Annotated in this window: 24 protein-coding genes; 10 read left to right on the forward strand and 14 right to left on the reverse strand. The window is 74.1% G+C overall.

Annotated features, from left to right (window positions below):
* Positions 1 to 84: 84 nt before the first annotated feature.
* The 3 genes from A4R25_RS28845 to thrS are packed head-to-tail and all read right to left on the reverse strand — an operon-like array spanning position 85 to position 3,363.
* Positions 85 to 738, reverse strand: coding sequence for a hypothetical protein (locus A4R25_RS28845; RefSeq protein WP_064448768.1), 654 nt, complete (start codon positions 736 to 738; stop codon positions 85 to 87).
* 32 nt (positions 739 to 770) lie between these two features.
* Positions 771 to 1,331: an HIT domain-containing protein gene (locus A4R25_RS28850; protein WP_043325006.1), complete on the reverse strand. Its 561-nt coding sequence runs from the start codon at positions 1,329 to 1,331 to the stop codon at positions 771 to 773.
* Between the two features lie 10 nt (positions 1,332 to 1,341).
* Positions 1,342 to 3,363, reverse strand: coding sequence for a threonine--tRNA ligase (gene thrS, locus A4R25_RS28855; protein WP_043325007.1), 2,022 nt, complete (start codon positions 3,361 to 3,363; stop codon positions 1,342 to 1,344).
* Positions 3,364 to 3,566: 203 nt separating this feature from the next.
* Here thrS and A4R25_RS28860 point away from each other — a divergent pair, with 203 nt between their 5' ends.
* A complete protein-coding gene (locus A4R25_RS28860) occupies positions 3,567 to 4,532 on the forward strand; it encodes a DUF1775 domain-containing protein (RefSeq protein WP_064448737.1) in 966 nt (321 codons plus the stop codon).
* Between the two features lie 140 nt (positions 4,533 to 4,672).
* On the opposite strand, the gene A4R25_RS28865 is transcribed toward A4R25_RS28860, so the two are convergent.
* Positions 4,673 to 5,602, reverse strand: coding sequence for an ADP-ribosylglycohydrolase family protein (locus A4R25_RS28865; RefSeq protein WP_064448738.1), 930 nt, complete (start codon positions 5,600 to 5,602; stop codon positions 4,673 to 4,675).
* 73 nt (positions 5,603 to 5,675) lie between these two features.
* Between A4R25_RS28865 and A4R25_RS28870 the strand changes: the two genes are divergently transcribed.
* From A4R25_RS28870 to A4R25_RS28880, 3 genes are all read left to right on the forward strand, one after another.
* On the forward strand, positions 5,676 to 6,365 hold the full coding sequence (locus A4R25_RS28870) for a response regulator transcription factor (protein WP_064448739.1): 690 nt from the start codon (positions 5,676 to 5,678) through the stop codon (positions 6,363 to 6,365).
* Positions 6,366 to 6,394: 29 nt separating this feature from the next.
* Positions 6,395 to 7,783, forward strand: a complete 1,389-nt coding sequence (locus tag A4R25_RS28875) for a HAMP domain-containing sensor histidine kinase (RefSeq protein WP_176722905.1) — start codon at positions 6,395 to 6,397, stop codon at positions 7,781 to 7,783.
* Positions 7,784 to 8,008: 225 nt separating this feature from the next.
* Positions 8,009 to 8,284 (forward strand): hypothetical protein, encoded by a 276-nt coding sequence (locus A4R25_RS28880; protein WP_113973165.1) that lies wholly within the window; start codon positions 8,009 to 8,011, stop codon positions 8,282 to 8,284.
* On the opposite strand, the gene A4R25_RS28885 is transcribed toward A4R25_RS28880, so the two are convergent.
* Positions 8,241 to 9,266, reverse strand: coding sequence for an adenosine deaminase (locus A4R25_RS28885; protein WP_064448740.1), 1,026 nt, complete (start codon positions 9,264 to 9,266; stop codon positions 8,241 to 8,243). The genes A4R25_RS28880 and A4R25_RS28885 overlap by 44 nt on opposite strands.
* Positions 9,263 to 10,054: a trans-aconitate 2-methyltransferase gene (locus A4R25_RS28890; protein ID WP_064448741.1), complete on the reverse strand. Its 792-nt coding sequence runs from the start codon at positions 10,052 to 10,054 to the stop codon at positions 9,263 to 9,265. The genes A4R25_RS28885 and A4R25_RS28890 overlap by 4 nt, the downstream gene beginning before the upstream one ends.
* An 84-nt stretch (positions 10,055 to 10,138) precedes the next feature.
* On the opposite strand from A4R25_RS28890, the gene A4R25_RS28895 reads away from it, so the two are divergent.
* Positions 10,139 to 11,122: an aldo/keto reductase gene (locus A4R25_RS28895; RefSeq protein ID WP_064448742.1), complete on the forward strand. Its 984-nt coding sequence runs from the start codon at positions 10,139 to 10,141 to the stop codon at positions 11,120 to 11,122.
* 82 nt (positions 11,123 to 11,204) lie between these two features.
* The gene (locus A4R25_RS28900) at positions 11,205 to 11,393 is read left to right on the forward strand and encodes a hypothetical protein (RefSeq protein WP_043325011.1); all 189 of its coding nucleotides are present in this window, start codon (positions 11,205 to 11,207) and stop codon (positions 11,391 to 11,393) included.
* An 81-nt stretch (positions 11,394 to 11,474) separates the two neighbouring features.
* Here A4R25_RS28900 and A4R25_RS28905 read toward each other — a convergent pair whose 3' ends face one another.
* The 7 genes from A4R25_RS28905 to A4R25_RS28935 all read right to left on the reverse strand — a co-directional run bounded on the left by A4R25_RS28905 (position 11,475) and on the right by A4R25_RS28935 (position 15,772).
* Positions 11,475 to 11,678, reverse strand: a complete 204-nt coding sequence (locus A4R25_RS28905) for a cold-shock protein (protein ID WP_007075740.1) — start codon at positions 11,676 to 11,678, stop codon at positions 11,475 to 11,477.
* Positions 11,679 to 11,965: 287 nt separating this feature from the next.
* The gene (locus A4R25_RS28910) at positions 11,966 to 12,238 is read right to left on the reverse strand and encodes a DUF4235 domain-containing protein (protein ID WP_043325012.1); all 273 of its coding nucleotides are present in this window, start codon (positions 12,236 to 12,238) and stop codon (positions 11,966 to 11,968) included.
* Positions 12,235 to 12,576 carry a DUF3618 domain-containing protein gene (locus tag A4R25_RS28915; protein ID WP_043325013.1) on the reverse strand — a complete coding sequence of 114 codons (342 nt, stop codon included), beginning with the start codon at positions 12,574 to 12,576 and terminating at the stop codon, positions 12,235 to 12,237. Before A4R25_RS28915 ends, A4R25_RS28910 begins: the two co-directional genes overlap by 4 nt.
* Positions 12,573 to 13,007: a phage holin family protein gene (locus tag A4R25_RS28920; RefSeq protein ID WP_043325014.1), complete on the reverse strand. Its 435-nt coding sequence runs from the start codon at positions 13,005 to 13,007 to the stop codon at positions 12,573 to 12,575. Before A4R25_RS28920 ends, A4R25_RS28915 begins: the two co-directional genes overlap by 4 nt.
* Positions 13,008 to 13,249: 242 nt before the next feature.
* Positions 13,250 to 14,446, reverse strand: a complete 1,197-nt coding sequence (locus A4R25_RS28925) for a mechanosensitive ion channel family protein (protein WP_043325015.1) — start codon at positions 14,444 to 14,446, stop codon at positions 13,250 to 13,252.
* 78 nt (positions 14,447 to 14,524) lie between these two features.
* Positions 14,525 to 15,346: a DUF1206 domain-containing protein gene (locus A4R25_RS28930; protein WP_064448743.1), complete on the reverse strand. Its 822-nt coding sequence runs from the start codon at positions 15,344 to 15,346 to the stop codon at positions 14,525 to 14,527.
* 66 nt (positions 15,347 to 15,412) lie between these two features.
* Positions 15,413 to 15,772 carry a hypothetical protein gene (locus A4R25_RS28935; protein WP_043325017.1) on the reverse strand — a complete coding sequence of 120 codons (360 nt, stop codon included), beginning with the start codon at positions 15,770 to 15,772 and terminating at the stop codon, positions 15,413 to 15,415.
* Positions 15,773 to 15,871: 99 nt separating this feature from the next.
* Between A4R25_RS28935 and A4R25_RS28940 the strand changes: the two genes are divergently transcribed.
* Both A4R25_RS28940 and A4R25_RS28945 read left to right on the forward strand, forming a co-directional pair.
* Entirely contained in the window at positions 15,872 to 17,098 is a 1,227-nt protein-coding gene (locus A4R25_RS28940) for a cysteine desulfurase-like protein (protein ID WP_064448744.1), read from the forward strand.
* A complete protein-coding gene (locus tag A4R25_RS28945) occupies positions 17,095 to 17,382 on the forward strand; it encodes a GNAT family N-acetyltransferase (protein ID WP_064448745.1) in 288 nt (95 codons plus the stop codon). Before A4R25_RS28940 ends, A4R25_RS28945 begins: the two co-directional genes overlap by 4 nt.
* 45 nt (positions 17,383 to 17,427) lie before the next feature.
* Here A4R25_RS28945 and A4R25_RS28950 read toward each other — a convergent pair whose 3' ends face one another.
* On the reverse strand, positions 17,428 to 18,927 hold the full coding sequence (locus A4R25_RS28950) for a glycoside hydrolase family 3 protein (protein ID WP_064448746.1): 1,500 nt from the start codon (positions 18,925 to 18,927) through the stop codon (positions 17,428 to 17,430).
* A gap of 139 nt (positions 18,928 to 19,066) precedes the next feature.
* Between A4R25_RS28950 and A4R25_RS32050 the strand changes: the two genes are divergently transcribed.
* Together A4R25_RS32050 and A4R25_RS28955 are read left to right on the forward strand one after the other, a co-directional pair.
* Entirely contained in the window at positions 19,067 to 19,189 is a 123-nt protein-coding gene (locus A4R25_RS32050; RefSeq protein WP_255358596.1) for a hypothetical protein, read from the forward strand.
* A gap of 68 nt (positions 19,190 to 19,257) precedes the next feature.
* Positions 19,258 to 20,889, forward strand: a complete 1,632-nt coding sequence (locus A4R25_RS28955) for an ATP-dependent DNA helicase RecQ (RefSeq protein WP_064448747.1) — start codon at positions 19,258 to 19,260, stop codon at positions 20,887 to 20,889.
* Positions 20,890 to 20,943 lie beyond the last annotated feature (54 nt).

Raw genomic sequence — 20,943 nt, forward strand, 5'->3', positions numbered from 1 at the left:
ATAAATATGACTCTGAGGTATATCGGTCCGAGGTCATCCCTCCCGATCCGGCTCTGCGGAGGAACGCCGCCGCCCGGCGAGCCGTCAGCGGGCGTAGGCCAGCAGCACCGGCTCGTCCTGGCCCGGCCAGGAGCCGGTGAGCCCGCCGGAGCCCGGCACCTCGGCCGGTACGGGCCGCCGGACCACCGCAAGCTCGACGTCCCCCACCCGGACCACCGTCACGCCGCCGTCACCCGAGCCGGTCGAAACCGAACCAGCCGACACCGAACCAGTCGAAGCCGGACCGGTCGGCACCGGGCGGCCGGTCCGGCTGCCGGTCAGCGTCATGCTCGCCGGACGCATCTCACGCTTGCCGTCGACCTCGAAATACTCCTCGGCCTGGCCGGCGTCGGCGAGCACTGCGGCAGCAAGCAGCGGCGGGTACACCGGGTCGCCGCAGGCGTCGTACACCCAGCGGCGGCCGAGCACCGAGTGCTCGACGAGACCCACGAAGAAGTCGTCCGCCCCGGCCAGCGGCGCGCCCCGGTAGGTCAGCGGCACCTGGAGCACCGGGCCGTCACCGGCGCGCACGAGCAGCGTCTCGACGCCCACCTCACCGGCCGGATCGTCGAACCGGTACGCCGCGACCCGGGTGACCTCCGCGCCCGCCTCCCCGGCGAACCAGGACCGGCCGGGCAGCCAGGGTACGAGCAGCTCCAGTTTCGAGGGGCGCAGTTCCGCGCGGTGCAGGAGAGCCATGCGCAAGATCGTACTGTCGGAACGGGCCGGCGTCAGGCCGCCGCCCACGCCTTGGCGAGCAGCTCGCGGGTGTCGGCGAGCAGTTGCGGCAGCACCTTCGTCCGGCCGATCACCGGCATGAAGTTGGCGTCGCCGCCCCAGCGCGGCACCACGTGCTGGTGCAGGTGCGCGGCGATGCCCGCGCCCGCCACGCCACCCTGGTTCATGCCCAGGTTGAAGCCGTGCGCGCTGGAGACGTGCCGGACCACCCGCATGGCGGCCTTGGTGAACGCGGCCAGCTCGACCGTCTCCGGCTCGTCCAGCTCGGTGTAGTCGGCCACGTGCCGGTAGGGGCAGACCAGCAGGTGCCCGGGGTTGTACGGGTAGAGGTTGAGCACCGCGAAGACGTGCTCGCCCCGGGCCACCACCAGGGACTCCTCGGCCGGCAGCCCGGGCGCGAGGCAGAACGGGCAGCCGGCCGGCTTCTCGTACCCGCCCTCGGGCCGGTCCTCGCCGGAGATGTAGGTCATCCGGTGCGGCGTCCAGAGCCGGTCCAGCCCGTCCGCCAGACCGTTGTCGCCGCCGTACCCGGTGTCCCGCTCCGCCCCTGTCACACCGGCGATCCTACGATCCGGCCCGCTCGGCGGCAGGACCGGCGTTGGTGCGCGACTCCACCACCTCGCGCACGTGCGCGACCGCCTCGTCGATCGGCACGCCGTTGCGCTGCGAGCCGTCCCGGTAGCGGAACGAGACGGTGCCGGCGGCCACGTCGTCGTCCCCGGCGATCACCATGAACGGGATCTTCTGCTGCTGCGCGTTGCGGATCTTCTTCTGCATCCGGTCGTCGCCCAGGTCCACCTCGGCCCGGACGCCGTGCCGGCGCAGCGTCGCGGCGAAGTCGACCAGGTAGTCGCCGTGCTCCTCGCGGATCGGGATGCCGACCACCTGCACCGGCGCCAGCCAGGCCGGGAACGCGCCCGCGTAGTGCTCGGTGAGCACGCCGATGAACCGCTCGATCGACCCGAACTTGGCGCAGTGGATCATCACCGGCTGCTGCCGGGTGCCGTCGGCCGCCTGGTACTCCAGCCCGAAGCCCTTCGGCTGGTTGAAGTCGTACTGAATCGTCGACATCTGCCAGGTCCGGCCGATGGCGTCCTTGGCCTGCACGGAGATCTTCGGGCCGTAGAACGCCGCGCCGCCCGGGTCCGGCACCAGCTCCAGCCCGGTCTCCAGCGCGCACTGCTCCAGCACGGCGGTGGCGGTCGCCCAGTCCTCGTCGGACCCGACGAACTTGTCCGGCTTCGAGTCGTCGCGGGTCGACAGCTCCAGGTAGAAGTCGTCGATGCCGAAGTCGCGCAGCAGGCTGAGCACGAAGCCGAGCAGGTGCTTGATCTCGGCCGGCGCCTGCTCCTTCGTGCAGTAGGAGTGCGAGTCGTCCTGGGTGAATCCGCGCACCCGGGTCAGGCCGTGGATGACGCCCGACTTCTCGTACCGGTAGACCGTGCCGAACTCGAACAGCCGCAGCGGCAGCTGCCGGTAGGACCGCCCGCGCGACCGGTAGATCAGGTTGTGCATCGGGCAGTTCATGGCCTTGAGGTAGTAGTCGCTGCCCTCCATCTCCATCGGCGGGAACATCGTGTCCTTGTAGTAGGGCAGGTGTCCCGACGTGTGGAAGAGCCCTTCCTTGGAGATGTGCGGCGTCCCGACGTAGTCGAAGCCCTCCTCGACGTGCCGCGCCCGGACGTAGTCCTCCATCACCCGCTTGAGCACGCCGCCCTTGGGGTGGAAGACCGGCAGGCCGGAGCCGATCTCGTCGGGGAAGCTGAACAGGTCGAGGTCCGCCCCGAGCTTGCGGTGGTCGCGGCGGGCGGCCTCCTCCAGGAGCTTCAGGTACGCCTTGAGCTCGTCGCGGGTCGGCCACGCGGTGCCGTACACGCGCTGCAGCTGCGGGTTCTTCTCCGACCCGCGCCAGTACGCGGCGGCCGAGCGCATCAGCTTGAACGCGCCGATCAGCCGGGTGTTCGGCAGGTGCGGGCCGCGGCACAGGTCCGACCAGCAGACCTTGTCCTCGTTCGCAGCGAGGTTGTCGTAGATGGTCAGCTCGCCGCCGCCCACCTCCATCACCTCGGAGGAGTCCAGCCCCTCCCCCTTGACCTCGATCAGCTCCAGCTTGAACGGCTCGGCGGCCAGCTCGGACCGCGCCTCGTCCAGGTCGGCGAACCGGCGGCGGCGGAACCGCTGGCCGGACTTGACGATCTCCTGCATGCGCTTCTCGAGCTTGGCCAGGTCGTCCGGCTGGAACGGCTTGTCGACGCCGAAGTCGTAGTAGAAGCCGTTCTCGATCGGCGGGCCGATGCCGAGCTTCGCCTCCGGGAAGACGTCCTGCACCGCCTGGGCCAGCACGTGCGCGGTGGAGTGGCGCAGCACGTTCAGCCCGTCCGGGCTGTCCAGCGCGACCGGCTCGACCGCGACCTCCTCGGCCGGACGCCAGTCCAGGTCGCGCAGCTGGCCCTGCGGATCGCGGACCACCACGATCGCCTTCGGCCCGCTCATCGGCAGGCCGGCCGCGGCCACCGCGTCGGCCGCCGTGGTCCCGGCGGCGACGACGACGGGGTCGGCCACGACGGGGGTACGGGGTGCGGACACGGTGACTCCTAGTCGTCGACGGTACGGATCGGGCCGGTGACCGGCCCCTGCGATGCTATCGGTCGCCCCGAGGCGTGCCGTCGCCGACGCCGCTGCCCGCCGGCAACGAGTTCGGCCCGCGTTGAACCTTTTCGCCCCGCCGCCCGAACTACCAGGTGGGGCCGGAGCCGGACCGGCCCCGGTCGAGATGGATGGGGGCCACGATGAGGATGATTCGTCAGGGCCGGTGGGCGGCGGCGCTGCTGGCCGCCGCGCTCGCCGGAGCGGTGAGCTGGCCGGGCGCGGCGAGCGCGGCCGGGGTGACGGTCACGACCTCACCCGCCGAGGTACGCCAGGGCGACGCGATCCAGCTGTCTGTGGTGGTGCCGGCGGACCGCCCCGGCACCCGCACCACGAAGATCGAACTGACCATGCCCCCGGACGCCCCGATCGGCGAGGTGTACCCGCTGTCGGTGCCGGACTGGGCTCCGACCATCACCACCCGCACCCTGGACCAGCCGGTCCCCGGCATGCACGCGGCCGAACTGAACCAGGTGACCCACTCGGTGACCTGGCTGCGGGTGCCCGGCACCGGCGCCGGAGCGGCCCGGCTGCCGCTCGGCATGGGTCCGATGCCCGCCACCGACCGGCTCACGTTCACAGTGACCCAGACGTACGCCGACGGCACCGTCGTGCAGTGGGCCGACCCGGCGGGCGGCAAGCACCCGGCGCCGACCGTCGACCTGCTGCCGCCGCTGCCGGGCACCATGACGCACAACGGCGACCCCGGCGCGAACGGCGCCGGCACGAACGGCGGCGCGCACGGCGGTCACGGCGCGGCGGGCGGAGCCCAGGGCGGGGTGCAGGGCGGTGCTCAGAACGGTGCCCCGAACGGCGCGCCGACGGCCGGCACGGCCGACGACGGGCCGAGCGCGGACCTGCTGCTCGGCGGCGGCCTGCTCGCCGGACTGGCCGGCGGCGCGGCGATCGGCTGGCTGCTCAGCCGCCGCCGGCGCGACGCCATGACCCTGCCGCTCGACGACACCACCGCGGCCCCCGACAGCCGCACACCTCCCGACGCCACCGCGACCCAAGACAGCGTGCCCCGCGTCGGCAACGCGGCCCTCGAGAGCGCGACCTCCGAAGCCGGCGAACCCGTCACCGCCGGCACCGCCTCCACGCGCCCCTGACCGCCGCCCGCCCAGAAAGCGGGAGCACCGCGAGACCACAGTAGATCTTGGTACGGAACGGCCCCCAGGAGGGCCGTTCCGTACCAAGATCTCGGACTCCTACGGCGGCGGACCGCGAGCGCGGGTGCGGGTGGGACGGGTCAGGCGGGGGTGGTGACCCAGCCGGGAAGGGGCTCGCGCGCGGTCAGCCAGTCCTGCGGCACGCCGCCGGGCCCGCCGACCCCGGTGTACGCGGCAACGATCCCGCCCACGATCGCGGCTGTGGTGTCCACGTCGCCGCCCGCCTCCACGCAGACGCGGATCGCGGCGGGATAGTCGTGCAGCAGCGTGGCCGCCACCCAGAGCGTGAACGGCACGGTGTCCTGCGCGGTGACCCGGGATCCGTTTCCGAGCGCGTCGGCCGCCTCGGCGGCGGGACGACCGAGCAGCGTGGCGGCCCGGCGTACCCCCTGGTGCACCTCCCCGGCCGGGTCGAGCGCCCCGGCGACGGCGCTGAGCAGCCGGGCCGGCTCGGGCCGGCCGCCGTCGAGGCGGGCGCGGGCGGCGAGCGAGGCGGCGACAGCGACCGCCACCGCGCCGGCGACGCCCTCCGGGTGGGCGTGGGTCACCTCGGCCGACGCCCGGGCCTGCTCGGCGGCGCGCCGGGTGGAGTCGGCGTGCCAGGCGCCGAGCGGCGCGACCCGCATGGCCGCGCCGTTGCCGCAGGAGCCCTGCCCGTCGAACGCGGACGCGGCGGCCACCGGCCACGGCGTGCCGGTACGGATCAGCCGCAGCACCCTCACCGCGCCCGGCCCGTACCCCCGGTAGGGCTCGCAGCGCTGCGCGAACGCCAACGCCAGCCGGTCCCTGTCGATCCGTGCCCCGGCAGCCAGTTCGGCCACCACCGAGCAGGCCATCTCGGTGTCGTCGGTCCACTCCCACGGCGGCGCGGGCAGCCGGCCGGCGGCGAGGTCGTCCGGGCGCCGGCCGGGAACGAAGAACTGGGAGCCGAGGGCGTCGCCCACCGACAGGCCGGCCAGCGCGTCGCGGGCGAGCGTGAGGCGGGTGTCGGGGAAGAGCGTGAACGTCATCGCCGTCCCAGCTTGCCCGCTTCGCCGGACCGCCGCAACGCGACCGGCTTGCCACGACGAGTACGGTGCTGACGTGGCAACCGTCCTGCTGGTCGAAGACGACCACGTCGTGCGCGGCGCCATGCTGCGGTCGCTCACCGACCGGGGGCACGCGGTGCACGCCGTCGGCACCGCGCTCGACGCGCTGCGCCGGGTCGCCGCCGAGACACCGGATTTGGTGGTGCTCGATCTCGGTCTGCCCGACCTGGACGGCTCGGACGCGCTGCGCATGCTGCGCGGCATCACCGACGTGCCGATCATCATCGCCACCGCCCGCGACGACGAGCAGTCGGTGGTGCGTCTGCTGCGCGCCGGGGCGGACGACTACATGGTCAAGCCGTTCACCGGCGCGCACCTGGACGCCCGGATCACCACTGTGCTGCGGCGGGCCGGGCGGGCCAGCCGTACCGTCGCGCCGGCCGTGCACACGGTCGGCGGCCTGCGGGTCGACGTGGGTGAGCGCAGCGCGGTGCTGGACGGGGAACCGCTGGCGCTGACCCGTAAGGAATTCGACCTGCTGGCGTATCTCGCCGCGCGTCCCGGCCGGGTAGTGTCCCGGCGGGAACTCTTGGAGGAGGTATGGCGGCAGCCATCGGTCGGCGAGGACCAGACCATCGACGTGCACCTGTACTGGCTCCGCCGCAAAATGGGCGAGTCCGCGGCGAAGCCGCGCTACCTGCGCACCGTGCGGGGGGTCGGCTTCCGGCTGGTGGCGCCGGACTGAGGCTGACGCTGGCCGGGCTCACCGCCGGCATGTGCGGCCTGATCGCGCTCGCCTTCCTCGTCCCGCTCGGGCTCACCCTCGCCGACCGGGCCCGGGAGGCGGAACTGGCCGACGCCGCGCGCCGCGCCGCGCTGGTGACCGGGGCCCTGGCGGTGAGCACCGACACCGCTGCTGTCGAGCGGGCGGTGGCTGCCGCGGCGGGCGACGACCCGGCGCTGCGCCCGGTGGTGCACGGCATCGGGGCGGACGAGTCCGCCGGCCGGGCCGACGCGGCAGCTCTCGCCGACGCCGCCGCGCAGCGGCGTTCGGTGGTGACCGAGGTGGACGGCGGGGTGCTGCGGCTGGACCCGGTGGTGCTCGGCGAGCGGGTCGCCGTGGTGGAGGTCTTCGTACCCGACGAGGCGCTCGACGAGGGCGGGGGCCGCTGGCTGTTGCTGCTCGGGATTGCGCTGGCGCTGGTCGGCGCGGCGGTGGTGGTGGTCGACCGGGTGGCGGCCCGGGCCGTGGACGCCACCGGCGACCTGGTCAAGGCGGCGCTCGCGGTGGGTGACGGCGAGCTGGGGGTACGGGTCGAGCCGACCGGACCGCGCGAGCTGGCCGAGGCCGGGCACGCGTTCAACCGGATGACGGAACGGCTGGTCGCGTTGCGTGCCGACGAGCACGAGCTGGTCGCCGACCTGTCGCACCGGCTGCGGACGCCGTTGACCGCGCTGCGGCTGGACGCCGAGGCGCTGGAGTCCGACGACACGAGCATCGGCACGTTCAGTGAGGCGGAGCTGGACCGGCGGCGTGGCATCCGGCGTATCCGGCAGGCGATCGTCACGCTGGAGGGCGAGGTCGACCAGCTGATCAAGACGACCCGCAAGGCGGTGAGCCAGGAGTCGGCGCCGGCGTCGTGCGACGTCAGCGAGGTGGTGCGGGACCGGATGGTGTTCTGGTCGGCGCTGGCCGGGGACCAGAACCGCCCGCACCGGGTGGTCGGTGCGCAGTTGCGCATCCCGGCGCCGGTGCCGCGCGCCGAGCTGGCCGCCGCGCTGGACGCGGTGATCGGCAACGTGTTCCGGTACACGCCGCAGGGCACCGCGTTCGAGGTGGCGGTGAGCCGCCGGGACGGCTGGGTGGCGATCCGGATCGACGACGCCGGGCCGGGCATCCCGAACCCGGACCGGGCGCTGCGCCGGGGCGAGAGCGACCAGGGCTCCACCGGGCTCGGGCTGGACATCGCCAAGCGGGTCGCGTTGCAGGCCAACGGTTCGGTGAGCATCGACCGGGCCCGGCTGGGCGGGGCCAGCGTGGTCATGTTGCTGGCCGACCCGGACGCGGCGCCCCGGCCGGTGAACCGGTTCGGGCTGGTCGGACGGATGGCCCGGGACGCCCGCGAGCCGCGTGCCGGGCGGCGCTGGCCGCGTCCGCGCTGACGCCTTGACTGTGGGCCGGCGCAAGTTCTCCTTAAAGGTGGTTTAACGACGGCCGGGAAACCGCCGTGAACTGCCAGGATTACCGACAGAACCCATCAGTTCCGTCGGCCGGGACGCCCCGTAACACCTTTCGGCCGACGGATCGGTGCGCGCGGCGGGAGTTCGGTCCCCCCACACCTCGCTCCCGTCGCGCGCTCTCCCGTCGTTCCGGGCGAGGTGACCGTCATGACGCCGACCGTCGGCCGTCTGCTCCGCTGGGCCGCCGTGATCGGCCTGGGCATCGCCCTCACGCTCGCCTTCTGGCAGGACCCGGTGCTCGCCCACGGCCCGGTCCGGCCGGCGGCTGTCGCGTCAGGTCCGGCCGCCGCGCTGTCCGCGCTGGCCCTGGCCGGGGTGATGCTGACCGCGCGGCGCCGGCCGCCCCGGGGTTCCCGGCGGCCGACGCCGGTACGGCCGCTCAGCGTGCCGCGCTCACCCGGTACGCGTCGATCTCGGCGCTGATCCGGGCCTGCTCGGCCGGGGGCAGGAACGCAGCGGCGACCGCGTCGCGGGCCAGCGCGGCGACGCCGTCCGGGCCGAGTCGCAGCAGCCGGGCGGCCACCGCGTACTCGTCGTTGAGCGTGGTGCCGAACATCGGCGGGTCGTCGGAGTTGATGCTGACCGGCACGCCGGCCTCGACGATCCGGGGCAGCGGGTGCGCGTCGATGCTCGGCACGGCCCGGGTGCGCACGTTGGAGGTCGGGGAGATCTCCAGCGGGATCCGCCGCTCGGCCAGGTAGGTCAGCAGCGCCGGGTCCTGCACGGCGGAGATGCCGTGGCCGATCCGCTCGGCGCCCAGTTCGCGCAGCGCGTCCCAGATCGTCTCCGGGCCGGTGGTCTCGCCGGCGTGCGGCACCGAGCGCAGCCCGGCCGCCCGCGCCTGGTCGAAGTACGGCTTGAACTGCGGCCGGGGCACGCCGATCTCGGGGCCGCCGAGGCCGAAGCTGATCAGCCCGTCGGGTCGTTCGTCGAGCGCGATCCGCAGCGTCTGCTCGGCGGCGGGCAGGCCGGCCTCGCCGGGGATGTCGAAGCACCAGCGCAGCGCGATGCCGAAGTCGGCCTCGGCGCGTTTGCGGGCGTCCTCGATGGCCTCGCAGAACGCCGGCGCCGGGATGCCCCGGTTCACGTGCGAGTACGGCGTGACGGTCAGCTCGGCGTACCGGACCTGCTGGCGGGCCAGTTCCCGGGCGACCTCGTGGGTGAGCAGCCAGACGTCGTCGGCGTCGCGGATCAGGTCCACCACGCTGAGGTAGACCTCGATGAAGTGGGCGAAGTCGCGGAACGCGAAGTAGTCGGCGAGCGCCTCCGGGTCGGCCGGCACCGGGCTGCGCCCCTCGTGCCGGGCGGCCAGCTCGGCGACGATCCGGGGCGAGGCGGAGCCGACGTGGTGCACGTGCAGCTCCACCTTTGGTAGTCCGGCGATGAAGGTGGGCAGGTCGGTCACGAGTTCTCCTCTGCGCGGGCGCCGGTGCGGGCCACCATGAAGATCCGGCGGAACGGGAAGTACACCTGACCCTGCCGCACCGGGTACGCCTGCGCGAGCCGTACCCCCAGCTCGGCGCGGAAGGCGGCCCAGCCGGCGGCGTCCAGCGCGGCGCGGACCGGGCGCAGCGCCGTGCCCTCCATCCAGGCCAGCACCGGGTGGTCGGCGCCGGTGGCGGGCAGCAGATGCACGTACGTAGTCTCCCAGGCGTCGACCGCGCAGCCCGCGCCGGTCAGCAGCGTGGCGTAGCCGACGGGTTCGTCGACTGGCGCCTCGCGCAGCTTGCCGGCGAGCGCGTCGCGCCACGGTTCCCGCGCGGCGACGGAGCGCAGCAGCCGGTGCGACGGCGCGTCGAAGTTGCCCGGCACCTGGAACGCCATCCAGGCGCCCGCCGGCAGTGCGTGCGCCCAGCGGCGGAGCAGGTCGCGGTGCTCCGGCACCCACTGGAGCACGGCGTTGCCGACCAGCACGTCGACGTCGGGCTCGGGCCGCCAGTCGCGGACGTCGCCGACCGCGTACGTGACCGGACCGCCCTCGGCGCTCGCCCGGGCGATCATCTCCGGGGAGGAGTCGAGGCCGGTGACGCGGCTGCCGGGCCAGCGGCCGGCGAGCGTCGCGGTGAGCGTGCCGGGGCCGCAGCCGAGGTCGACCACGGCACGCGGGTACTCGGCGCCGACGCGGGCCAGCAGGTCGTGGAACGGCCGGGAGCGCTCGTCGCCGTAGCGCAGGTAGGTGCGCGGATCCCACATGACAGCCTCCAAACCGTACGTACGTCTTGTTAGACCGTACGGCCCGCCGCGCGCCACGGCAAGCGGCTCACTAGGCTCGGCCGGGTGGAACAGCGCAGCTTCGACCGGCTCGGCCGGCACGTCGGCATCATCGGACTCGGCGCGTGGCAGCTCGGCGCGGACTGGGGCGAGGTCAGCGAGGACGCGGCGCTCGCCGTGCTCGCCGCCGCCGTCGACGCGGGCGTCACCTTCCTGGACACCGCCGACGTGTACGGCGACGGCCGCAGCGAGGCGCTGATCGGCCGGTTCCTGCGCTCCCGCCCCGGACACGGGCTCACCGTGGCCACCAAGATGGGCCGACGGGTGGAGCAGACGCCGGAGGCGTACACACTCGACAACTTCCGGGCCTGGACCGACAGGTCCCGCGCCAACCTCGGCGTCGACACGCTCGACCTGGTGCAGTTGCACTGCCCGCCCACCGCCGTCTTCGCCGACGACCGGGTCTTCGACGCCCTCGACACGCTCGTCGCCGAGGGGCGCGTGGCCGGGTACGGCGTCAGCGTGGAGACCTGCGACCAGGCGCTCACCGCCATCGCCCGGCCCGGGGTGGCGAGCGTGCAGATCATCCTCAACGCGGTCCGGCACAAGCCGCTGGAGCAGGTGCTGCCCGCCGCCGCTGCCGCCGGGGTCGGGATCATCGCCCGGGTGCCGCTGGCCAGCGGCCTGCTCTCCGGCCGCTACGACGAGAACACCACGTTCCCGGCGGACGACCACCGCACGTTCAACCGGCACGGTGAGTCGTTCGACGTCGGCGAGACGTTCTCCGGCGTCGACTACGACCTGGGCCTGGCCGCGGTGCGCCGGCTCGCCCCGCTGGTCGGCGACGACCGCACGATGGCGCAGTTCGCGCTGCGCTGGATCCTCGACCAGCCGGGCGTGACGGTGGTGATCCCCGGCGCCCGCTCCCCCGAGCAGGCGCGGCGCAACGCGGAGGCAGCCGGCCAGCCGGCACTGACCGACGTGGAGCTGGCCGCGGTGCGGGCCGCCTACGACGAGCTGATCCGCCCGCAGGTGCACGACCGGTGGTGAGCCGGCCGGTCGGCGCGGCGTCGCCGGCCGCCCGCGCCGCCGGGCATGCTGGAGCGGAACTGTCGTCGTCGGAGGGGGAACGATGAGGGGCTGGTTCCGGCTCACAGTGGGGCTGCTCGCCGTGGTGCTGGGTGCGCTGTGGACGGTGCTCGGGCTCGGGTATGTCGAGGGCAGCGCGCTGAGCGACGAGCGGCTCTGGGCGTACGTGGGCGCGGTGCTGATCCTGATCGGACTCGTCGGGCTGTGGTGGGGCATGCGTGCCCGCCGCTGAGGCGCCGGGCAAGGCGAAGCCCCGCCTCCCGTACGGGATGCGGGGCTTCCGGCACCGGCCGGCGCGGCCGGTGCGGTCAGCTCAGATGGGGCGGACCTGCTCGGCCTGCGGACCCTTCTGACCCTGGGCGATCTCGAACTCCACCCGCTGGTTCTCCTCCAGCGTGCGGTAGCCGCTGGTCTGGATGGCCGAGAAGTGGACGAACACGTCAGCACCCCCGCCGTCGACGGTGATGAAGCCGAAGCCCTTGTCAGCGTTGAACCACTTCACGGTTCCCTGCGCCATGTGTATCTCCTTCTAAAACTGGCGGCCGAGCACGCCGTGCGGCCGATTGGCCGTTTTCGAGCAGCGGCGCCTGAGGCGGCCCCCAGTACCGGAGACTTCTCTCAACCCACGCGTCTCTCAACAGCGTGAGACAGCAAACCACGTACGCAAAAACTTCGCACAGCCTAGCGGACGAAATTCTCCGACATGTGACCTGAAGGTCGCGCCGACGCCGCTGCGCGGCCCCGCCGGAGCCATGCGAAAGGCCCCTTTCCCGCGCTCGGGAAAGGGGCCTTTCCGGCCTTTCGTCAGTCCGGCCAGCGACCGGTCAACCGGCGCACGCCCACCGCTCCACCTCGGTCGACGGCGGCCCGCACCACCGAGAAGATGGCGCCCTGCAGGGCCGCGGCGGCGAGCACCTCGCCCCAGCGGCGGTCCTCGTCGGTGGCGCTCGGCGCCTCGCCGTCGCCCGCTGTCAACTTCCAGACCTGGCGGAAGATCACGCCGGCGACGGTACCGGCGGCCAGGCCGAGCAGCACCCCCACCGGTTTGTACGCCGCCTTGCCGATCTTCCCGCTCACCTGCGCCTCCCTCGGACGATCGCCAGCACCACCACCGTCACCAGGGCCCCGGCCGCGACGGCCGCCCACGGCAACGGGTTGCGCCCGACCGCCTCACCCTTCTCGTACGCCTGCGCCCGGACCAGCCGGGCCCGCTCCGCCGCCCGCCCGCGCACCCGGGCCGCGGTCAGCGACGCCTGCTCGCGCATCCGCGCCTTCGCCGCCTCGGCGGAGTGCCGCACCAGCGCCTTCGGGTCGGCCCTGGCCGCGAGCAGCTCCATCGTCTCACCGAGTTCCACCCGGGTCCGGCGGATCTCCTCCCGGAGCGCCGCCACGTCCCCGGTTCCGTTGCCGGTCATGCCCGTCTCCCGTCCTTCACCGCGGCGGTGACCGTGTCGACGTCCGCCCGCACGCTACGGACGGCCGCCTCGGGCACCGGCGGGACGGCACGGCTGACCTGCTTCTTGCCCACGAGCGCCAGGATTCCGGCGAGCAGGAACAACGCCACCGCCACGATCAGGGCCGCCAGCCACGCCGGCATGACCAGCGCCAGCAGCAGGATCACGGTGGCGACCAGGGCGCCGGCGCCGTAGAGCGCCATCACCCCGCCGCCGCCGAACAGACCGATCCCGATCCCGGCGTGCTTGCCCTTCTGGGTCAGTTCCGCCCGGGCCAGCGCCAGCTCGTCCCGTACCAGACGGGTGACCTGCTCGGTGGCGCGCTGGACCAGTTCCGCGGTGGACGGCTCGTTCCCGGTCCGGGACGTGCTGCGACTCGCGACGTCAGCCATGCTGTCCTCCTTTCGTCATCACCGCGCTGTATGCCCGGAGTCGCCGCCCGTCAATCCTGCGCGGCGCGGCCGGTCCGCCCGGCCGCGCGCCGCCGGAACCCGGCGCCGTGAGCGCCGGATCCGGGGCGTGCGCACCACGTCCCCCGCAACCGTCCGGCCAAACCCGTCCGGCCGGAAAGCCGCCCGAACGCGGGAACCCCCGGCGCCGTGGGCAGCCGGGGTCCCCGATCGGGGGTACGGGGTCAGCGACGCGCCTCGGCGTGGTCCTCGCGGCCCACGAACACCTCGCTGCGCGCCTCGCCGTCGTCGCTGCCGCCGAAGACCCGCGCGTCGTCGGGCGCCTCGGTGCCGGCCGGGCGGCGGACCGGGCGGCGCGGCTGCGCCGCCTGCCAGGGCAGGGGGCCGGTGGCGTCGCCCACCTCGGCGCGCAGCCGGGGCAGGGCGGTGGGGCGCTGGTCGCGTACCCAGGTCACCAGGTGCTCGCGGACCAGGCAGCGCAGGTCCCACAGGCTGCCCGCGTCGGCGGCGCTGACCAGCGCGCGGACCTTGACCATGCCGCCGGTCGCGTCGGTCACCTGGAGCACGCAGACCCGCCCGTCCCACAGCTCGGTGCCCTCGCACAGGCGGCGCAGCTCCTCCCGCATCGCCTGCACCGGGATGGCCCAGTCCAGGTCGAACTCGGCGGTGCCGAGCACCGCCGCCTCGGTCCGGGTCCAGTTCTGGAACGGCCGGCTGGTGAAGTACGAGGTGGGCAGGATCAGGCGGCGGTCGTCCCAGACCTGCACCACCACGTAGCTGAGCGTCAGCTCCTCGATCCGGCCCCACTCGCCCTCGACCACCACCACGTCGTCGAGCCGCACCGCGTCGCTGAACGCGAGCTGGAGACCGGCGAAGACGTTGCCGAGCAGGCTCTGCGCGGCCAGCGCGGCGACCGCGGCGATCACACCGGCGGAGGTCAGCACACCCGCGCCGACGCCGCGTACGGCCGGGAACGTCATCAGCATGACGCCGACGGTGAGGATCACGATCACCGCGATGGTCAGCCGGCGCAGCAGCACCACCTGGGTACGCACCCGGCGGGCGTGCCGGTTGTTCGGCACGTCCACCCGGAACCGGGCCAGCGCGGTGTCCTCCGCCACCACCAGCAGCGAGGCCACCAGCCAGGCGGTGGCGGCGATCATCGCCAGCACGAGCGTGTGCAGGACGAACTGCCGCCACGGGCTGCCGACCGCGTACAGGGTGGTGAACCGCACCGCGATCTGCACCGCGACCACTGTGGCGGCCACCTGGAACGCGCGGTGCGCGTGCTCGGTCAGCTCGGTCATCAGCAGCGAGCGGCGGCCCAGCCGGCGGGTGACCCGGTGCACCACCTGGGCCAGCACCAACGCGATCGCCGCCGCGGCGAGCGCGGCGGCGATGGTCACGACGTAACTCTGCACGAACTCTCTCTCCCTCCGACCGGGCGGAATCGGGCGCAAAGGCCCAATGGTGCCCGGCGGCCCGGGTATCGACCAGGATCAGACCTTGCGGTACCGGGACTGGAAGAAGCAGTAGACGCCGAACGCGGCGATGCCCAGCGCCATGAGCGCCAGCAGCCACGGCCCGTACGACTGGTCGCGCAGCGTCCGCAGCGCGGCGTCCAGGCCACGCGCCTTCTCCGGGTCGTAGTTGACCGCGGCGACCACGACGAGCACGCCGGCGATGGCGAACACGGTGCCCCGGGAGGCGTACCCGGCCATGCCGAGACGGCGGGTGAGCTGGCGGGTCTTCGGGCTCATCTCGCCGGTCTTGAGGTTGCGCTCGAACTTCTTCTTCAGGCCGTAGATCACCATGCCGACGCCGAGCGCGGCGAGCGCAAGTCCGGCCAGCCCGACCAGCCACCGGCCGCCGTCGGAGGCCATCAGCTTCTCGGAGAACTGCTGCTGCTGGTCCGAGGCGTTGGCGCTGGCGTCCTGGAAGACCTTGATCGCGGTCCAGCCCAGCCAGACGAACACGACGACCCGGACCGCCGAGGCGATCCGTTCGAACGTGCGTTCCTTGCCGGTCCGGGAGACGTGGCCGGAGATCGCCTCGAAGGCCTGCCAGACCGCCATGGCGAACAGGCCGACCGCCATCGCGATCAGGAGGAACTTCCCGAGCGGCTGTTCACCGAGGGTGCGCAGCGCGCCGTTCTGGTTCCCCTCCTCGCCGGACTTGCCGAAGGCGATCTGCAGCGCCAGCCAGGCGAGGAGAAGGTGCACGATTCCGTATCCGATGAAGCCGCCACGGGTCAACAGTTCGAGCCACCGGCTGTTTCGAGCCTGGGCGGCGGTGGCTCCGGCATTCCGGGTGAGAGACATGAGCCCTCAATCTCCCGGCGGGCGATTTTCCAAACGTCCGCGCCCGCCGGGAGCGGCCGAAACGGATCAGCCGGCGAGGTCGCGGGCGACCCGCAGCACCACCTGCTGCTCGGTGACGCTGTCCAGGCTGACCTGGAAGCCGGCGACCTCGGTGGCCTGCTGGCCCACGGTCAGGGAGAGCTGTTCCCCGGCCACCTCGACGGTGACCTGGTCGCCCTGGGCGCCGACCAGCTTCGCCTCGACGCCGAGGATCCGGGCGCTTGCTTCCACGCCACGGTCGAAGGTGATCGTGCAAGCGTCGAGGCCGCAGTCGGTCTCGGCGCCTTCGGAGCTGCATCCGGCGAGCAGCGCGGCGCCGAGGGCGAGACCGGCGAGCAGACCGGCGGCACGGCGGGCGGGGGCGGAGGTGGCGCGTCGGATCGTCACCCGCCCAAGGATAGGCGGACTGCGCCAGCGCGCCGTCGCGCCCGGGGCCCGCGACGGCACGCCGGGCGGGGCGTCCGGGGTGCGCGCTAGGGTGCCGGAATGGCTTTCGACGTCGCCCGGGTCCGGGCCGCCTACCCCGCCCTGGCCGAGGGATTCGCCCACTTCGACGGCGCCGGGGGCACCCAGACCGCGGCCGGCGTGATCGAGGCGGTGACCGGCGCCATGCGCGCCGCCACCGGCAACCGCAGCACCGCTTTCGTACCCGGCCGCCGGGCGCTGGAGCTGGTCGCCGGGGCGCGGGCGGCGGTCGCCGACCTGCTCGGCGCGCAGCCGTCGGGCGTGGTGCTCGGTCCGAGCGCGACCGCGCTGACGTACACCCTGGCCCGCACGCTCGGCGCCGGCTGGCGGCCGGGCGACGAGGTGATCGTGTCCCGGCTGGACCACGACGCGAACGTCCGGCCCTGGGTGCAGGCCGCGCAGGCGGCCGGCGCCACCGTGCGCTGGGCCGAGTTCGACCCGGTGAGCGGCGAGCTGCCCGCCGGCCAGTACGCCGACCTGGTCACCGAGCGGACCCGGCTGGTCGCGGTGACCGCCGGCAGCAACGCGATCGGCACCGTGCCGGACGTGGCGGCGATCGCCAAGACCGCGCACGCGGCCGGCGCGCTGGTGTGCGTGGACGGCGTGCACTCGGTGCCGCACGGCCCGACCGACCTGGCCTCGCTCGGCGCGGACTTCCTGGTGACCAGCGCGTACAAGTGGTCCGGGCCGCACCTCGCGGCGATGGTGGCCGACCCGGCGCGCTGGGAGGCGCTGCGCCCGGCGAAGCTGCTTCCCTCCGCCGATTCGGTGCCGGACCGGTTCGAGTACGGCACGCCGAGCTTCCCGCTGCTGGCCGGGGTGACCGCCGCGGTGGACCATCTGGCCGGCCTGGATCCGGCCGCGACCGGCGACCGGCGGGAGCGGGTACGCGCCGGGCTGGCCGCCGCGCAGGCGCACGAGGAGGCGGTCTTCGATCGGCTGCTCGCCGGGCTGACCGGCCGGTCGTTCGTGACCGTCTACGGCGCACCGGCCCGGCGCTGCCCGACGGCGTCGTTCCGGGTGGCTGGCCTGGCCCCGGCGCAGACGGCGGCGGCGCTGGGCGAGGCGGGGCTGTGCCTGTCGCACGGCGACTACTACGCCTACGAGTACTTCCGCACGATGGGCCTGCGCGCCGACGGCGGCGCGGTCCGGGCCAGCGTCTACCACTACAACACGGTCGAGGAGGTGGACCGGCTGCTGACCGAACTGGACCGGCTGGCCGGCCCCGGAGGGAGAATGGCCCGGTGAGCTTTCAGGTCGAGGACAACCCCGCCAAGCGTCGCTTCGAGATCCTGGTGGACGACGCGCTGGCCGGGTTCGCCGCGTACACCCCCGGCGACGGGGTGCTGGTCTTCACGCACACCGAGGTCGACGACCGGTTCCAGGGTCAGGGCGTCGGCGCGGCGCTGGTCCGGGGCGCGCTGGACGAGGTCCGCGCCCGGGGCGGCCGGATCGTGCCGAGCTGCCCGTTCGTGGCCGCGTTCGTCAAGCGTCACCCCGAGTACGCCGACCTGGTGGCCGACCCGGCGTGAGGCCCGGGCCGGCCGGGGGACCTCCCCGCCCGGCCGGCCCGGGAGTCAGCGGGCGCCGCTGAGCACCTCGGCGGCGGCGCGGGCCGCGGCGGCGGTGGCGCCGTGGGTGGCCAGGTGCACCGCGCCGGTGACCAGCTCGGGCACGCCCAGTTCGACCACCACCGCGTCCGGGCGCGCGGCGAGCGCCCGGCGCACCGCGTCCCGCATCCAGTCGTGCCGGTGCAGGTCGCGCACGACCAGCACGAGCGGCCGTCCGGCCGGCAGGTCGGCCGGGTCGGCCGGTACGGCGTCGGCGGCGTAGCGAGCGGTCGTGGTGCCCGGCGCCAGGCTGGCCAGGGGCGCGGCGATCCCCCACGGCGTCTCCTCGCCGATGGCGATGTTGCGCGGCGGCGCGAACTCCACCACGTGCGCCGGCCCGGCCAGCGGCAGCAGCGCGGCGTCGCCGCTGACCCGGACCGCCCGGCGGGCGGCGGCCAGCCCGATCGGTGAGCCGTCGGCCGGTGGCGTGCCGGCGACCCGGCGGGCGCGGGCGGCGACGCTCCAGGCGGCGAGCTGACCGACGCGCTTGGCCGCCTCGGCGAGCCGCTCCTCGGGCAGCTCGCCGCTGATCACCGCGGCGACGATCGCGTCGCGCAGCTCGCGGGCGTCGGCCTCGGTGGCCCGTTCCCCGCCCACGCAGATCGCGTCCGCGCCGGCCACGAGCGCGCGCACCGCCGCGCCGGTGAAGCCGTACCGGTCGGCCACCGCCCGCATCTCCACCGCGTCGGTGACCACCACGCCGCCGAAGCCCATCTCCTCGCGCAGCAGCCCGCCCAGCACGCGCGGGCTGAGCGTGGCGGGCAGTTCCGGGTCCAGCGCCGGCACCAGCAGGTGGCCGGTCATCACCGCCTGCGCCCCGGCGGCCACGGCGGCCCGGAACGGGGCCAGCTCGACCGCGTCGAGGCGGGCCCGGTCGCCGCCGATGCGGGGCAGGTCGTGGTGCGAGTCGACCCGGGTGTCGCCGTGTCCGGGGAAGTGCTTGGCGCAGGCGGCGACGCCGCCGGACTGCAGGCCGCGTACCCAGGCGGCGGTGTGCCGGGCGACCAGGTCCGGGTCGGCGCCGAACGCGCGCACCCCGATCACCGGGTTGGCCGGGTTGGAGTTGACGTCGGCGTCCGGGGCGTAGTCCAGAGAGACGCCGACGGCTGCCAGTTCGGCGCCGAGGTCGCGGGCGACCTCCTCGGTCAGCGCCGGGTCGTCGATCGCGCCGAGCGCGTAGTTGCCGGGCCGGGAGCTGCCCCGGGCGGACTCGATCCGGGTGACGTCGCCGGCCTCCTCGTCGATCGCCACGATGACGTCCGGCCGCTCGGCCCGCAGGTTCGCGGTGAGCGTGGCGACCTGCTCGTGGTCGACGACGTTGCGGGCGAACAGGACGACCGAGCCGAGCCCTTCGCCGAGCCAGCGGCACACCCACGGCGGCGGCGTGGTGCCGACGAACCCCGGTTGCAGGACGGCGGCGGCGAGCGCCGCCAGATCTCCGGTCGATCCCTCGGTCCGCTCGCTCATGTGCTGTCGTACCCCCGTCTCCCCCACGGACCCGCCGGGGCCGGCGGGTGCTGACATGGTCACACCGCGCAGCTAAATAGTCAACAATCCTTACTGTTAGGCGGTGGCGTCCCGCGACCTCCCGTGGGAGAGTTCCCACATGTCCGCCCTGCCGCTCGCCGACGCCACCAGCGCCGCCGACATCCCCGGCGTACGGCTGCTCGGCCTGATCGTCGGCGGCCTGTTCCTGCTGATCGCCATCCGCGCCATGTTCCGCCGCTGATCCGCACCGGGCGGGTGAGCGGCGCAGGCGGTTTCGCGCGGGATCGCCGGGGGTAGCTGAGGCGCTTGATGAAACTGACCACTCACTCCTCCAGCCTGCGCCGGGCGGCACGGAACCTGTTCGGCTGGACCGCGCTGCGGCCCAACCAGCTCGCCGCCATGCGCGCCGTGATGAAGCGCCGCGACGCGCTGGTGGTGCTGCCCACCGGCGCCGGCAAGTCGGCGATCTACCAGATCCCGGCCAGCCTGATCCCCGGCCCCACGGTGGTGATCTCCCCGCTGCTGGCGTTGCAGCAGGACCAGATCGCCGCGCTCAACGAACGGCAGCGTCCGGAGCTGCGCGCGGTGCGGATCAGTTCGGACGAGAGCGCCGCCCAGCAGGCCGAGGCGATCGAGGACATCCGGGCCGGGCGGGCGGAGTTCCTGTTCATCACGCCGGAGGCGCTGAGCAACCCGGACCGGCTCGCCGAGGTCCGGGAGCTGAAGCCGGCGCTGGTGGCGATCGACGAGGCGCACTGCATCTCGGCGTGGGGCCACGACTTCCGCCCGGACTACCTGGCGCTGGGCCACCTGATCGACGGCCTGGGCCGCCCGCCGGTGGTGGCGCTCACCGCCACCGCCTCCCCGCCGGTACGCGACGACATCATCGCCCGGCTGCGGCTGCGCGAGCCCGAGGTGGTGGTCTCCGGGCTGGACCGGCCCAACCTCTTCCTCGAGGTGGCCCACTGCCCCACCGACGACTACCGGTGGCGGCGGCTGATCGCGCTGCTGCGCGACGACGAGCGGCCCGGCATCATCTACGTGCCGACCCGGCGCGCGGCCGAGGAACTGGCCGAGCGGCTCACCGGCGCCGGTTTCCCGGCCGAGTTCTACCACGGCGGCATGCCCACCGCGGCCCGGCACGAGCTGCACGAGGCGTTCCTCGCCGACCGGGTGCCGATCATGGTGGCCACGTCGGCGTTCGGCATGGGCATCGACAAGCCGAACATCGCCTGGGTGGTGCACATGGCGCTGCCCGACTCGCCGGACAGCTACTTCCAGGAGATCGGCCGCGCCGGGCGCGACGGCTCACCGGCCCGGGTGCTGCTGCTGTGGCGCGCCGAGGACGTCGGCCTGCAGCGCTACTTCAGCGGCGGGCTGCCGGACGAAAAGGAGCTGACCGAGCTGGCCGCGGTGCTGCGCGGCAAGGCCCGCAACCGCAAGGAGCTGCGCGAGCTGACCGGGCTCGGCCCGCGCAAACTGGGCCAGTACCTGTCCCTGCTGGAGCAGGTCGGCGCCGCCGAGCCGCGCGCCCGGCAGCGCATCGGCGCGCCCCGGTACGCCCCGGCGGCCGCCGAGTCCGGCCGGGCCGCGCTGGCCGAGGCGGAACGGCAGCAGACGGTGACCCGGTCGCGTACCGACATGATGCGCGCGTTCGCCGAGACCACCGGGTGCCGGGGCCAGGCCCTGCTGGCGTACTTCGGCGAGCAGATGCACGAGGTCTGCGGGCACTGCGACAACTGCCACGCCGGCACCAGCGTGGCCGGAGACGGCGCGGTCGGGCCGTTCCCCGTGCACAGCCAGGTGCGCCACCCGGAGTGGGGCGCCGGCCTGGTGCTCAGCTACGAGGAGGACCGGATGACTGTGCTCTTCGACGAGGTCGGTTACAAGACGCTCTCCGTGCCCGTGGTGTCCGAACAGGGACTGCTGGAACTCGACTAGCCTGACCCGGGCGCCGCGGCGGCGCCCGTCGACGAACGACGACCACGGCGAAAG

It is taken from the genome of Micromonospora sp. NBRC 110037 (assembly GCF_001652995.1).
In the GTDB taxonomy this organism is placed as follows: domain Bacteria; phylum Actinomycetota; class Actinomycetes; order Mycobacteriales; family Micromonosporaceae; genus Micromonospora; species Micromonospora chalcea.

Excerpts from the sequence above, each read along its gene's own strand:
- A4R25_RS28845 (WP_064448768.1), bottom strand. The coding sequence starts at position 738 with ATGGCTCTCCTGCACCGCGCGGAACTGCGCCCCTCGAAACTGGAGCTG.
- A4R25_RS28860 (WP_064448737.1), top strand. The coding sequence starts at position 3,567 with ATGAGGATGATTCGTCAGGGCCGGTGGGCGGCGGCGCTGCTGGCCGCC.
- A4R25_RS28865 (WP_064448738.1), bottom strand. The coding sequence starts at position 5,602 with ATGACGTTCACGCTCTTCCCCGACACCCGCCTCACGCTCGCCCGCGAC.
- A4R25_RS28875 (WP_176722905.1), top strand. The coding sequence starts at position 6,395 with ATGTGCGGCCTGATCGCGCTCGCCTTCCTCGTCCCGCTCGGGCTCACC.
- A4R25_RS28880 (WP_113973165.1), top strand. The coding sequence starts at position 8,009 with ATGACGCCGACCGTCGGCCGTCTGCTCCGCTGGGCCGCCGTGATCGGC.
- A4R25_RS28890 (WP_064448741.1), bottom strand. The coding sequence starts at position 10,054 with ATGTGGGATCCGCGCACCTACCTGCGCTACGGCGACGAGCGCTCCCGG.
- A4R25_RS28900 (WP_043325011.1), top strand. The coding sequence starts at position 11,205 with ATGAGGGGCTGGTTCCGGCTCACAGTGGGGCTGCTCGCCGTGGTGCTG.
- A4R25_RS28905 (WP_007075740.1), bottom strand. The coding sequence starts at position 11,678 with ATGGCGCAGGGAACCGTGAAGTGGTTCAACGCTGACAAGGGCTTCGGC.
- A4R25_RS28915 (WP_043325013.1), bottom strand. The coding sequence starts at position 12,576 with ATGACCGGCAACGGAACCGGGGACGTGGCGGCGCTCCGGGAGGAGATC.
- A4R25_RS28920 (WP_043325014.1), bottom strand. The coding sequence starts at position 13,007 with ATGGCTGACGTCGCGAGTCGCAGCACGTCCCGGACCGGGAACGAGCCG.
- A4R25_RS28930 (WP_064448743.1), bottom strand. The coding sequence starts at position 15,346 with ATGTCTCTCACCCGGAATGCCGGAGCCACCGCCGCCCAGGCTCGAAAC.
- A4R25_RS28940 (WP_064448744.1), top strand. The coding sequence starts at position 15,872 with ATGGCTTTCGACGTCGCCCGGGTCCGGGCCGCCTACCCCGCCCTGGCC.
- A4R25_RS28950 (WP_064448746.1), bottom strand. The coding sequence starts at position 18,927 with ATGAGCGAGCGGACCGAGGGATCGACCGGAGATCTGGCGGCGCTCGCC.
- A4R25_RS32050 (WP_255358596.1), top strand. The coding sequence starts at position 19,067 with ATGTCCGCCCTGCCGCTCGCCGACGCCACCAGCGCCGCCGACATCCCC.
- A4R25_RS28955 (WP_064448747.1), top strand. The coding sequence starts at position 19,258 with ATGAAACTGACCACTCACTCCTCCAGCCTGCGCCGGGCGGCACGGAAC.